Origin of the sequence: Weizmannia acidilactici (genome assembly GCF_008974185.1) — a bacterium.
Lineage (GTDB): Bacteria > Bacillota > Bacilli > Bacillales > Bacillaceae_C > Weizmannia > Weizmannia acidilactici.
Genome location: NZ_BKZP01000014.1, coordinates 45,379 through 57,206 on the forward strand (window position 1 = coordinate 45,379; position 11,828 = coordinate 57,206).

Sequence of the window (11,828 nt, forward strand, 5' to 3'; positions counted from 1 at the left end):
TAACGGAAATGATCCAAATGTAAAATACCCCCGACCTGTAATAAAATAAAAGTAAGCAAGGAAAGTTCATTTATTTGTAAGCATTTGAAGAAGCGGGAACAAAATTTTTCATATAGGGAAGTGGAAAATATGAAAACTGAAGATATCGAAATGACTGCATTCCAAATCATCAGCAATGTGGGGACAGCCAAAAGCCTGGCCATGGAAGCACTGTACGCGGCAAGGGACGGGAACTTCGAACTGGCGGAAGAGAAAATGAAAGAATCGCGGAAATTTTTTGTGGAGGGCCATAAAGTCCATGCGTCACTGATCCAGCAGGAAGCATCAGGGAACAAAGTCGGGTTTTCGATGATTTTTATGCATGCGGAAGACCAGTTGATGAGCGCCGAAACCATTTCCGAACTGGTAAAGGAAATGATTGAAATGTATAAAAAGTTTGGAATTGCAGTAGAAAAATAGAAAAGGCCAACTGCTTTCTTTTTTAGGAGAAAGCAGTTTTTTTGCGGCTGTGGGTTCCCTGCGGAAACGCTGTTTTCTTTTCTGCCTTCGCTAATAAAAGCATTTTTTCTCTGATTTTAATTTCCATAGAGGGGAATCTTGGATGCACGGCCTCGAAATAGGGCAGGTTCACCTTAAACATTGAAAGAGGTCCTCTATTTTTTCTTCCGTTTTCGCCGCAACGCTGATTTCTTGATACCTTTCACCGATGATTAGCAGGGAACCGCTAATTAAAGCTTCATTTCCGCTGATTTTGATAAAAGCCGGGATCCGCTAACCTCCTCTTTCTTCCTCCCGACGCTGATTTCTGTTTACATAGAGAAGTGACCAAATTTCGTGTAAGCGTTTCCGTTACCTAACGGAAAATGCTTCTCTCCTCTTCGAAAACGCTTTTAACTACAATAAAGATGTAAGGAAAAGATATTCAATATTTGGAGGAGATAGATATGAAAACGATCATGTTGGTATGTGCGGCCGGTATGAGCACAAGCCTGCTGGTGACAAAAATGAAAAAAGCGGCCGAAGCAAAAGGGGTTGAAGCCGATATCTTTGCGGTATCCGCATCCGATGTCGATGCCACGCTGGAAAAGAAAGACATTGATGTCCTGCTGCTTGGCCCGCAAGTCAAATTTATGAAAAAGCAATTTGAACCAAAACTCGCAGAAAAAGGGATTCCTATTGATTCGATCAACATGCAGTACTACGGCATGATGAACGGGGAAAAAGTTTTGGAACAGGCCCTCACCCTGATTGCAGCAAAAGCTTAGTTGATTCATTCCCAAATTGATATATCGAGAGGAGATGCGAATGATGAACGGTTTTATTAGCTGGCTGGAAGAAAAAAATGACGCCGATGGCCATCAAACTGGACAATAACCGTTATATAACGGCCATCAAAGACGGTTTCTTCGGCGTTATGTCCCTGCTGATCATCGGATCGATTTTTCTGTTATTATCCAATTTGCCGATTAACGGCTACTCGGATTTCATGGCATCGTTTTTGGGCAAAAACTGGGCCACTTATTTTACGGTTCCATATGATGTTACAATGAACGTCATGACGCTGTATGTCATTGTTTCGATGGCAAGGAGCCTTGCAAGGACGTACAAACTGGATTCCATTATGGTCATCACTTCCGTTCTTGCCGCATTTTTACTCTTAACACCGTTTATTGCTTTTAAAGACGGCACTTTTGGCATCCCGGTTTCCAACCTCGGTGCAGCCGGTTTGTTCCTTGGCATGATTACGGCAATTGTGGCTACGGAAATTGTCCGCTGGGTTGACAGTAAAGGCTGGAAAATTAAAATGCCGGATTCGGTTCCGGAAAACGTTTCCCGCTCGTTCGCAGCTTTGGTACCGGCTTTATTCGTTCTTGTCATTTTCGACTTAATCCGCATTGCTTTTTCGTTCACAAGCTTCGGGACACTACAGGCATTCATTTACCACTATTTGCAAGCCCCGTTAACAAGTTTGGGTGCAACACTTCCGGCGACATTGCTTGTCTTATTAGTTGAAGGTTTGCTCTGGTGTTTCGGGATTCACGGTTCAAACGTTGTCGGCGGGGTGATGCAGCCGATTTGGCTGGCGCTGACGGCTGAAAACGCATCTGCTTTTGCAGCCGGCAAAGCGATCCCGCATATTATCAACTATCAGTTCTATTCCAACTTTGTTAAAATCGGTGGCGCCGGCGGTACACTCGGCCTTGCGCTCTGCCTCCTGTTCTTTGCAAAATCAAGCCAATATAAAGCGCTCGGCAAACTGGCAATCGGCCCTGGGATCTTTAATATCAATGAACCATTAACTTTCGGGATTCCGATTGTGTTAAACCCGATTATGATGATCCCGTTTATCATTAATCCGCTTGTCATGGCTGTCGTTGCATACTTTGCAATGGCCTGGGGGTTGGTTCCATATACAAACGGCACAAATATCCCGTGGACCACGCCGCCGATCATCGCAGGCTTCCTTGTCAGCGGCTGGCAGGGGGCTGTGCTCAACGTAGTGCAAATTGCCATTTCGTTCATGATTTACTTCCCGTTCTTCAAATCGGCCGACCGTCTGGCTTTGAAACGGGAAGCGGAAGAGGAAGACACTGGCGCTGCATGATGAAAAAATGGATAAGGAGCGGCCGGTTCCGGTTCGTGCCGTCCTTTTCTTTTATACGCGATGAAAGGAGTTTTAACATATGTACCATAAACAATTAAAACCATTTCCGAAAGATTTCTTATGGAGCGCTTCGACATCCGCTTATCAGGTAGAAGGGGCCTGGAACGAAGACGGAAAAGGGCCGTCGACGCAGGATGTATTTACCCCGCCTGAAGGTACGACAGATTTTAAAGTGACGAGCGACCATTATCATCACATGGAAGAAGATGTCCGGCTGTTTGCGGAAATGGGCCTGAAAGCTTACCGTTTCTCGATCGCCTGGTCCCGCGTCATTCCGGAAGGCCGCGGCAAAGTGAATGAAAAGGGTATTGCCTTTTACAACCGGCTCATTGATGAACTGTTAAAATACAATATCGAACCGATTGTGACGATGTTCCATTTCGATTTGCCGCTTACGCTTGCGAAAGAAGGCGGCTGGTCAAAACGTTCGATTATCGAAGACTATAAAAATTATGCCAGGGTGCTGTTTGAAAACTTCGGCGACCGCGTGAAATACTGGCTGACCATCAATGAGCAAAATATGATGATCCTGCACGGCGGCCTGATCGGAACGGCGACGGCAACCGGCCTGAAAGATATTTACCAGCAGAACCACCACATGCTCCTGGCGCAGGCAGAAGCGATGATTCTCTGCCATGAAATGCTGCCAGATGCAAAAATCGGCCCGGCACCGAATATTTCCAATGTCTATCCAGCTTCGAACAAAGCGGAAGACTGCCTTGCTGCGGAAAACTGGACGTCGATCCGCAACTGGCTCTATTTGGATGCGGCAGTAAAAGGGATTTACAATCCGACCGCGTGGGCGTATTTGAAAGAAAACAATGCAACTCCGGACATCGAACCGGGCGACATGGATATATTGAAAGCGGCAAAGCCGGATTTCATTGCTTTTAACTACTATAATTCTACAACGGTTGCCGCCGCTGATCCGGAAGCAGAATTAAAGACTGATAAATTTGATAAGAAAAAAGTGGTTAGCGAACCGGGCGTTTACCAGGCGGTTGAAAACCCGAACTTTGCGAAAACGCCTTTTGGCTGGGAAATCGACCCGGTCGGCTTCCGGATCACGTTAAGGCAGCTGTATGACCGTTACCATTTGCCGCTGATCGTGACAGAAAACGGCATCGGCCTGTATGAAGAATTGGATGCGGACGGAAAAGTGCATGATGATCTGCGCATCCAATTTTATGAAGCCCATATCTGGGAAATGCAAAAAGCGATCACGGATGGTGTTGAAGTGTTCGGCTACAGCCCGTGGTCCGCAATCGACCTTGTCAGCACGCACGAAGGCTTCCGGAAACGGTACGGTTTTATTTACGTCAACCGCGATGAATTCGATTTATTGGATATGCGGCGCGTGCCGAAAGACAGCTTTTACTGGTATCAACAATTGATCCGCGGCAACCAAATTCCGGAACGCACGGTGAATAGATAATAGAAATAGAAGGGGCTCCCCAACCGGGCGCCTCTTTTTTGAAATTAGAAAATTTGGATTCACATCTTATGGATGCGCAAACCGGAAAGAACGAGCGTGAAACCCACGGAATGCAAGATTGCGATTTTGACATGAAAGTTGCCCCAAATGGAAAGGAAACTTGCCTTTATGGAACGCAAAACCCTGAAAATGCAATGAACGGAATCCGATGTACCCCATTTTGGAATGAAAATCTGCATGGTTAGGCATAAAAGACGAGGAACAGGGCTGGCCCCGTCCTATTTTTCAAAATCCAGCCCATGCACTTCTAGATCATCCGTCTGCTTCAGCCAGTCTGTCGGCACAGCATCACCCGGCGACAGCACTTTTTCTGTATAAGCATTGATTTTCCTTTCAAATAAAGCAGGCTTACGGTTCCAGATTTTTTCCGGAATGGTCATTTTGAAAATTCCATCTTCATCCGGGACAGTGATGGTGTACCGATCTGGATCCACCTTGTCGAGGCCGATGACAGTCCCCTCATTCATCGCGCCGGGAATTTTTCTCGCCATTAAAGTTGGGGGGGCGATCTTGGATATAAGTTCCTTTTTCCGGCAGCACAGCGTCGATCCGCAGGCTTGTTTCATCCGGAAAAACAAACACTTTGTCATTGGGTAGCGTGTACTGTTTGCCGCCTGCCGACACGCGGAATGTGCTTTCTTCATCATCTTCTGGCAGATACTGGATCAAATAGGAGCCGTTTTGGTCCGTTGGCTTTGATTTTGCCCATCCTTCGCCCTGTTCCCTCGTTGTCGAAACGACTGCGCCTTGGACAGGTTTCCCGCTTGCATCTTTAATCGCCCCAATGATGGCATATTTTCCGGCTTTGACAGTTGGAAAACCATGGCCGTTTTCCGTTTGCGCCTGTGCGGTGATCGTGATCCGGCTGCCGGATTTGGTTTGTTTTAAAATTTTTACCGGATAGGCAACCCGGATGGCCTGCGCTTCACCCAGCAATTTCTTTTTCAAATCGCTGCTGGTTTTTATGCCCCCGACAGAAGCGTGATCTACATTAACAACCTCAGCTGTTTTCTGTGAAAACTTACTTTGATCGACAACAAAGCGGAATTCCCCTTTTGGGCCGGTCGTCGTCTTCACATCGCCAACCCGGATCACGGCATTTTTTACCACCTGCTGGTCAACGGATAAAACGCCCTTTACTGTTTTCAAATGGGAACCGTCCGCTTTCCACTCCACAACCGGAAACAACGTTTGCCCGAGCCTGAAGGAGACATCCGCTTTTTCTGCGGGGCGGCCGCGGGTACACGCGACGGCTAAGAACGTTATGGCGAGCATGGCAATTATCAGTCTTTTTTTCAAACCATTCCCTCCTCCCTTTGTCCAGTTGCCCTTTTAATTAGACAGTTTGCGCAAGAGTGGGAGCTCTATTGTCCCGTTAGCCCCTCTAATTAGACACTTCGCTTTTCCGCCGGCGCCCTTTTTGTCTCATAGGCTCCATTTAATTAGACAGTTCGTACCAGGCAACTGCAGGCTTAAAAAGCAGGCGCTAAACAGCAACGCCTGCACATTTCATCATTTATGCGTAACAGTTGTTTCTTTCGCCTTGCCATCGACAACAAGGGTGACGTACATGCCCATAGAACCGTGGCCCGGCACCGCGCACCAGAGCAAATACGTTCCTTCTTTATCGGCTTTAAACGTAAAGCTCTGCGTTTTCGAACCGATGAATCCGGCCAACGGGTCAGGGGTTTGCGCGCCTTTAAACGCGAGCTTAAAGTCTTTTACCTTGCCTTTTGTATTTTCCGGCACGACCATGACACTGTGCGGCATTTGCCCGCTTTTGTTCTGCAGATCGACTTTGATCTCCCAGTTGAGCGGAACGGTAAAAGTCATGTCGCCGTTGCCGTAGCCATTAAAATTCATGCCGGACAATACGCCGTTGTAACCGCTGATCAAAAGCAGCTCCGCTTTTTTATTTGCGGCGTCATTCGTGATCCATGTGCCTTCTTTCGGCAGGGAAGCTTTTTTGCTGCCGTGGCCCGCGCCGTTATCGCTTGCGGCTGCGGCTTTCATCTGTGTTTTGTTGCCGCCGAGTGCAAAGACCATGATCTTAGATTCTTTCCCGCCGCCGCTCGATGTGCTCGTGCCTCCGACGCTTATGGCGATATAATCTTTTCCGCCCTTTTCAAAAATCGTCGGGGCTGCGGCGATCGGGGCGCCGGTCTGGAATTTCCACAGCTTTTTGCCGGTTTTAATATCCATGGCAACAAGATAGCCGTCGCCACCGCCGTAAAATGCGATGGAATTCGCATTCGATGTAAATCCGCCGCGCATCGGTTCGCTTACTTTGTTTTGGTACAGCTTTTTGCCGGTGTTGAGGTCAATTGCCGTGACCGTTCCGTACGGTTTAATATTGGTGGCTGCGGCCATGGTTGTTCCGAAATCAGATGTTCCAGGGCCGCCGTTTTTCACATTATCCTTCTGGTTTTTCGCCGCGTAAATGATCATCGGCTGTTCGATGCCCGGAATGAGCAAAATATTGGTCGCCGGATCATATGTGCTTGGCGCGTAGTTTTGCCCGCCGAGCGCGCCAGGATAGACAAGCGTGCCTTTTGGCGTCGGATTCGGATGGGAAATTTTTGCAAAGGAAACGTTTTCATAAATCGGTTTACCTGTTTTCGCGTCATAAGCAAACCATTCGCCGCCTTTTGTGCCGACCGAGACGACTTTGCGTATTTTTCCGCCGACGGTTGCTTTATAGAGGAGCGGGGATGCGGCGGTGTCATAATCCCACAGGTCATGCGAAACCTGCTGGCGGGCCCAGACCATTTTGCCTGTGTTGGTATCAAGAGCAACGACGGAATCGGTCCATTTATTGTCGCCCTGCCTGTCTTCCCCGTAAAAATCAGGCGCAGGGTTGGCGACGGAGTAATACATGATGCCGGTTTCTTCGTCGATTGTCACTGGCATCCACACTGTCCCGCCGCCGGAGAATTTATTTTTCATCCATCCGGTTCCGCGCGGCGGCACATTCCAGAACGGTTCATCCCAGGCAGGCGTCAAATCGGCGTTGTAAGCCATTACAAAACCGCGCACGCCGTTGTCTGCGCCGGAGCATCCGATCAATAATTTCCCTTTGTAAAAAATTGGCGCAGTTGTTTCATAATATCCGTTTTCGGCTGTCACTTCCGGAATCGCATCGGAAATTTTCACGATTTTCACGGTTTTGCCTGTTTTCGCATTGACGGAAACGATTTTATTGTCCAGCGTCAGCATGTAAACTTTCCCGTCTCCGTAAGCGACACCGCGGTTGACGTTCAGCCCGAAATTTTTAAAGCTGCCGATTGAGTCCGGTTTCCAATGCCAGAGCAGTTTTCCGGTCGCGGCTTCAAAGGCGAAGATATGGTTATAGGAAGTGGTTGTATACAGCACGTCATTGACAACAAGCGGAAAGCCCTGGTTGCCGCCCGGGATTTCTTTATCCAGCTCTTTGAAATCGGCGCTCCAGACAAGTCCCAAATCTTTTATATTGTCTTTTGTAATTTGATTGTACGGGACATGCCTTGTGTTACCGTAATTAAAACCGAATGTTTCCCATCCTTTTGTCTCTGTTTTCTGGGTCGTCTCTGTTGCTTTCCCTTTATTTCCGACGGTGCCGGAATCCTTGCCGTTGGTGCAACCGGCAATCAGCACGCCGGTGAGCACTGCTGCCCCAAGCATCCTGGACACTTTGCCCATAGCAACCCCCCTTATTTTTTAAAAATTAAAATAACTCGTTATATCTTATGACTAGACAATGCGGAAACATGCTTGATTTTTGCGCTAAAATTGGGCTGCCTGAATGCGGGAAAAGGGGACCGGACGGGGCCGTTTCTTTTTAAATACGTTTCCCAATTGCCTCAATTGGTGAAAAAGAATTGGTAAGGAAAAAATTGTTTTCAACGCAAAAGTAGATGCAGCCAGTATAGAAAGCGCTTTCGAATACTTGTAGTTTCATGCATCATTTTAACGGGGGCGGCCTCACATGAAAACGGAGGATATCGTAACACAAAAAGCGGAAAACTTGTTTAAAGCATTGAGCACGACCGATAAAGGGCTGACGGCGGCCGAAGCGGCATCGCGCCTTGAAAAATTCAGCTACAACGAAATTGCGGAAGCAAAACACATCGCTTTTTGCAAGATTTATCGCCAACTTCCCCCTCTTGCTGGCAGTCCTGCTCTGGTTGCGAGTATTTATCCTTTATTGGAGGCATGCCGGAGCTCGGATGGGCGATTATTCTCGTTATCATCATGAAAGCGGTCTTCAGTTTCTGGCAGGAATTTAAAGCGGAACAAGCAACGGAAAGCCTGAAAAAAATGCTGCCTTCTTATGTGAAAGTGATCCGGAACGGGCATCAGCAAAAAATCCTGGCAAGGGAATTGGTGTCCGGGGACTTGATTTACTTGGAAGGAGGGGACTACATGCCGCACCGAGGTTGCGTCCATGTTCAGCATCGGGCTATTGTCCAACCGGCTCCTGAATTACGGCGTCATTTTTGAACTGGCGCTTACGGCGTTCCTGATTTATACGCCGTTTATGCAAGGCATATTCGGCACATATCCGGTACCGTTCACCCATTGGCTTTTTTTGTGCCGCTGTTGATTTTGGCGGAAAAGCCAGAAAGCTGGTTGCACGCAGGAAGTTGAATCATGCAAAAGCATAAATGTTCCGGGGGTGGGGTTGTCCCAAAAGCCCCTCTTAAGCAGAAATTTTTCTCCTGAAGCTTCTCAGAACCATTTCTCCGGGAAAATTTTACTCGAACAGTTCTGAGAAAGCTTCTAAGGACCGTTTCCCCGGGAAACTTTTGCTCGAACGGGCCTGCAAAAGCTTCTCAGAACTCTTTTTAATATTTACGCGTATGGCGGTAGAAATGCTGACAAAGAAATTAAAAAAGTTTGTGAATATTCTTAACAAAATTCTTGTCATCTTTTGTTGGAAAAGGGATAATAACTTAAAAAGGAAAAGGCTCTGTTGATGGAAGTGAAAATTCCGCAAAGTTTCACCGCCACCAGAGCAGTAAAAAAGGAGTTTTTCAGCCATGGCAGATGTGAAAATCCGAACATAAGGAGTGAAAACATGAAAACCGTTAAACTGAACGACCGCATTTCTTTCGGTCAATCCGCGCCGTTTGTCCTGATTGCCGGCCCGTGCGTCATTGAAAGTGAAGCATTGGCCATGGAAACGGCTGCCTCCCTTCAGACCATTGCCGACAGGCTCGGTATTCCTTTCGTTTTTAAAGCTTCATTCGACAAAGCCAACCGATCATCCATTTTTTCCAAAAGAGGCCCCGGGCTGGAAAAAGGGCTGGAGATCCTTAGCCGGGTCAAAAAATCATTTGGTATTCCCGTCACATCCGATATCCATGAGCTGTACCAGGCGGAAGCAGCTGCAGAAGTGCTCGACATCATCCAAATCCCCGCTTTTCTATGCCGCCAGACGGATTTATTGCAGGCCGCGGCAAAAACAGGAAAGGCGGTCAATGTGAAAAAAGGGCAGTTCCTTGCGCCATGGGATATGAAAAATGTCATTCAAAAACTGGAAGAATCCGGAGCTGACAAGATTCTGCTCACGGAACGCGGCTCAACATTCGGCTACAATAATCTCGTTGTCGATATGCGGTCATTGCCGGGGATGCGCGGGTTCGGGTATCCGGTCGTATTTGATGCGACCCACAGCGTCCAGATCCCGGGCGGCAACGGCACCTCAACAGGGGGCAGGCGGGAATTCGTGCCGTACCTGGCGAGGGCAGCCGCCGCGGCCGGCATTGATGCGCTGTTTATGGAAGTCCACCCTGATCCTGACCGGGCATGGTCGGACGGGCCGAATATGGTCAAACTCAATGAACTGGAAGAAATTTTAAAACCAATACAGGAAATTGACGGATTGGTGAAAGAACGGGTCACGGCGAACATTCTTTGACGGAGGCGAAAAACATGTTAAGAGACTTGAAACAAAGCGTGAATTATGTTGAAAGCATCCGCGAAGTCCTGGAAACAGAAGCCAATGAAATTTTAAAGCTGAAAGACCGCATCAATTTCCGGATCAATGAAGTAATTGAAATGATTTTGGCGTGCGAAAACAAAGTCGTTTTTACCGGCATGGGCAAATCGGGTATCATCGGGCGGAAACTCGCTTCCACCTTTGCGAGTACCGGCACCCCGGCTTTTTTCCTCCACCCTGGGGAAGCGCTCCATGGCGACCTTGGTAAAATTACGAAAAACGATGTCGTCATTGCCATCTCCAACAGCGGCGAGACATCCGAAATCCTCAACATCATCCCTTCCATTAAAAGGATTGGGGCAAAAATGATTGCGATTGTCGGCTCGAGGAAATCGACGCTGGCGCGGCGCTCGAATCTCGTAGTTGACATCGGCGAGATCGAAGAAGCATGCCCGCTCGGCCTGGCACCGACTTCGAGCACGACAGCGACGCTTGCTTTAGGGGACGCAATCGCCATTGCCCTTCTTAAAGCGAGGGAGTTCACGCCGGAAAATTTTGCCCTTTTCCATCCCGGCGGCTCATTGGGCAGGCGCCTGCTTTTGACGGTCGGGCATGTCGTCAGGAGGAAAAAAGTCAATCCTGTTGTTGCGCTCGACACGGGCATAAAAGATGCGCTTTTCATAATGACGGAAGCGGGTGCGGGTGCGGTTTCGGTCATCGATGATGAAGGCCGGCTGATCGGGATTTTGACGGATGGCGATATCCGGCGTGAACTGATGAAAGGACATGAAGTGCTCGATAAAAAAGTGGCGGATCTGTATACAAAGTATCCTGTTTCTGTCAGCGACCGCCAGCTGGCGACGGAAGCGTTGCGGATCATGGAAGATCGCGCGTTCAATGTGCTTCCGGTTGTAAAGGCAGGGAAGAAACCGGTTGCAATGCTCCGTATCCAGGATTTGACGAGGCTGGGGCTGTAGCGGATGGCGAAGATCAAATGCATTGTAATGGACGTGGACGGCGTGCTGACGGACGGGCGTCTCATCATGGAGGAAGACGGGCAGGAATGGAAAGCGTTCCACAGCATGGACGGGTTGGGCATCACGCTGGCAAAATCGGCCGGTATCCGGTTCGCCATCATTACAGGGCGTAAATCGGGCATTGTCAGCCGCCGGGCAAAAGAACTCGGGATTGATGAAGTGCACCAGGGGATCCGCGACAAGTTCACCGTTTTTACGGAACTTGTTTCGCGGTTCGGCCTGTCTTTTGATGAAACCTGTTATATCGGCGATGATTTGAACGACCTTATGATCATGCGTGAAGCCGGTTTTTCGTGCGCACCAAGGAATGCGGCCAAATGGGTCAAACAGGAAGCTGATTATGTCACAGAAAAAAACGGCGGGGAAGGTGCAGTCCGCGAAGTCATCGATTTGATTTTGTCCAGGCAGTATGATTATGAAAAACTCGCCCTGCATTTTTTATACGAAAAAGTGGAGTTAAAACAGTAAGACAAAAGAAAATTTTTTCATAAAAAAGCTTGACGAATCCAAAAAAATGGTATAACTTTAATGAAAAGTATAAATATTATAGTTCTTATCAAGAGAGGTGGAGGGAATGGCCCAATGAAGCCTCAGCAACCTTCAATGCGCATGTACATTGAAAAGGTGCTAAGTCCAGCAAGTTATGGAACCATAACTTGAAAGATAAGAAGAACGGCTGAGTGTTAATAAAAAGCAAAAGTCTTCTTCTTA

At 48.0% G+C, this 11,828-nt stretch carries 14 protein-coding genes and 1 riboswitch; of the genes, 11 read left to right on the forward strand and 3 right to left on the reverse strand.

What is annotated here, in order from left to right; all coding sequences use genetic code 11:
• Positions 1–129 precede the first annotated feature (129 nt).
• From BpJC4_RS07860 to BpJC4_RS16125, 5 genes are all read left to right on the forward strand, one after another.
• Positions 130–459 (forward strand): PTS sugar transporter subunit IIA, encoded by a 330-nt coding sequence (locus BpJC4_RS07860; RefSeq protein WP_151680603.1) that lies wholly within the window; start codon positions 130–132, stop codon positions 457–459.
• Positions 460–944: 485 nt separating this feature from the next.
• The gene (locus tag BpJC4_RS07865) at positions 945–1,265 is read left to right on the forward strand and encodes a PTS sugar transporter subunit IIB (RefSeq protein WP_302466619.1); all 321 of its coding nucleotides are present in this window, start codon (positions 945–947) and stop codon (positions 1,263–1,265) included.
• Positions 1,266–1,342: 77 nt separating this feature from the next.
• A complete protein-coding gene (locus BpJC4_RS07870) occupies positions 1,343–2,605 on the forward strand; it encodes a PTS sugar transporter subunit IIC (protein WP_151697750.1) in 1,263 nt (420 codons plus the stop codon).
• Between the two features lie 79 nt (positions 2,606–2,684).
• On the forward strand, positions 2,685–4,100 hold the full coding sequence (locus BpJC4_RS07875; RefSeq protein WP_151697751.1) for a glycoside hydrolase family 1 protein: 1,416 nt from the start codon (positions 2,685–2,687) through the stop codon (positions 4,098–4,100).
• Positions 4,101–4,138: 38 nt separating this feature from the next.
• Entirely contained in the window at positions 4,139–4,345 is a 207-nt protein-coding gene (locus tag BpJC4_RS16125) for a hypothetical protein (RefSeq protein WP_172968352.1), read from the forward strand.
• Between the two features lie 33 nt (positions 4,346–4,378).
• Here the strand turns inward: BpJC4_RS16125 and BpJC4_RS07880 are convergent, their stop codons facing one another.
• The 3 genes from BpJC4_RS07880 to BpJC4_RS07890 form a co-directional block, all read right to left on the reverse strand.
• The gene (locus BpJC4_RS07880; protein WP_172968353.1) at positions 4,379–4,627 is read right to left on the reverse strand and encodes a hypothetical protein; all 249 of its coding nucleotides are present in this window, start codon (positions 4,625–4,627) and stop codon (positions 4,379–4,381) included.
• Positions 4,620–5,459: a carboxypeptidase-like regulatory domain-containing protein gene (locus BpJC4_RS07885; protein WP_151697753.1), complete on the reverse strand. Its 840-nt coding sequence runs from the start codon at positions 5,457–5,459 to the stop codon at positions 4,620–4,622. The genes BpJC4_RS07880 and BpJC4_RS07885 overlap by 8 nt, the downstream gene beginning before the upstream one ends.
• Before the next feature lie 213 nt (positions 5,460–5,672).
• Positions 5,673–7,838: an outer membrane protein assembly factor BamB family protein gene (locus BpJC4_RS07890; RefSeq protein ID WP_151697754.1), complete on the reverse strand. Its 2,166-nt coding sequence runs from the start codon at positions 7,836–7,838 to the stop codon at positions 5,673–5,675.
• Between the two features lie 286 nt (positions 7,839–8,124).
• Here BpJC4_RS07890 and BpJC4_RS16310 point away from each other — a divergent pair, with 286 nt between their 5' ends.
• The 6 genes from BpJC4_RS16310 (at position 8,125) to BpJC4_RS07915 (ending at position 11,585) form a co-directional block, all read left to right on the forward strand.
• A complete protein-coding gene (locus tag BpJC4_RS16310) occupies positions 8,125–8,394 on the forward strand; it encodes a cation-transporting P-type ATPase (protein WP_216643711.1) in 270 nt (89 codons plus the stop codon).
• On the forward strand, positions 8,352–8,639 hold the full coding sequence (locus tag BpJC4_RS16315) for a P-type ATPase actuator domain-containing protein (protein ID WP_216643713.1): 288 nt from the start codon (positions 8,352–8,354) through the stop codon (positions 8,637–8,639). Before BpJC4_RS16310 ends, BpJC4_RS16315 begins: the two co-directional genes overlap by 43 nt.
• Positions 8,584–8,742: a cation transporting ATPase C-terminal domain-containing protein gene (locus BpJC4_RS17120; protein WP_151681638.1), complete on the forward strand. Its 159-nt coding sequence runs from the start codon at positions 8,584–8,586 to the stop codon at positions 8,740–8,742. Before BpJC4_RS16315 ends, BpJC4_RS17120 begins: the two co-directional genes overlap by 56 nt.
• A 474-nt stretch (positions 8,743–9,216) precedes the next feature.
• Complete coding sequence (kdsA, locus tag BpJC4_RS07905) at positions 9,217–10,059, forward strand: 3-deoxy-8-phosphooctulonate synthase (protein WP_151681637.1); 843 nt, start codon at positions 9,217–9,219, stop codon at positions 10,057–10,059.
• Between the two features lie 14 nt (positions 10,060–10,073).
• Entirely contained in the window at positions 10,074–11,057 is a 984-nt protein-coding gene (locus BpJC4_RS07910; RefSeq protein WP_151681636.1) for a KpsF/GutQ family sugar-phosphate isomerase, read from the forward strand.
• 3 nt (positions 11,058–11,060) lie between these two features.
• Positions 11,061–11,585 (forward strand): KdsC family phosphatase, encoded by a 525-nt coding sequence (locus tag BpJC4_RS07915; RefSeq protein ID WP_151681635.1) that lies wholly within the window; start codon positions 11,061–11,063, stop codon positions 11,583–11,585.
• Between the two features lie 82 nt (positions 11,586–11,667).
• Positions 11,668–11,787, forward strand: a riboswitch (SAM riboswitch).
• Positions 11,788–11,828: the final 41 nt, after the last annotated feature.

Excerpts from the sequence above, each read along its gene's own strand:
- kdsA (WP_151681637.1), top strand. The coding sequence starts at position 9,217 with ATGAAAACCGTTAAACTGAACGACCGCATTTCTTTCGGTCAATCCGCG.
- BpJC4_RS16315 (WP_216643713.1), top strand. The coding sequence starts at position 8,352 with ATGCCGGAGCTCGGATGGGCGATTATTCTCGTTATCATCATGAAAGCG.
- BpJC4_RS16310 (WP_216643711.1), top strand. The coding sequence starts at position 8,125 with ATGAAAACGGAGGATATCGTAACACAAAAAGCGGAAAACTTGTTTAAA.
- BpJC4_RS07910 (WP_151681636.1), top strand. The coding sequence starts at position 10,074 with ATGTTAAGAGACTTGAAACAAAGCGTGAATTATGTTGAAAGCATCCGC.
- BpJC4_RS17120 (WP_151681638.1), top strand. The coding sequence starts at position 8,584 with ATGTTCAGCATCGGGCTATTGTCCAACCGGCTCCTGAATTACGGCGTC.
- BpJC4_RS07915 (WP_151681635.1), top strand. The coding sequence starts at position 11,061 with ATGGCGAAGATCAAATGCATTGTAATGGACGTGGACGGCGTGCTGACG.
- BpJC4_RS07865 (WP_302466619.1), top strand. The coding sequence starts at position 945 with ATGAAAACGATCATGTTGGTATGTGCGGCCGGTATGAGCACAAGCCTG.
- BpJC4_RS07890 (WP_151697754.1), bottom strand. The coding sequence starts at position 7,838 with ATGGGCAAAGTGTCCAGGATGCTTGGGGCAGCAGTGCTCACCGGCGTG.
- BpJC4_RS07875 (WP_151697751.1), top strand. The coding sequence starts at position 2,685 with ATGTACCATAAACAATTAAAACCATTTCCGAAAGATTTCTTATGGAGC.
- BpJC4_RS07880 (WP_172968353.1), bottom strand. The coding sequence starts at position 4,627 with ATGAATGAGGGGACTGTCATCGGCCTCGACAAGGTGGATCCAGATCGG.
- BpJC4_RS07870 (WP_151697750.1), top strand. The coding sequence starts at position 1,343 with ATGACGCCGATGGCCATCAAACTGGACAATAACCGTTATATAACGGCC.
- BpJC4_RS07860 (WP_151680603.1), top strand. The coding sequence starts at position 130 with ATGAAAACTGAAGATATCGAAATGACTGCATTCCAAATCATCAGCAAT.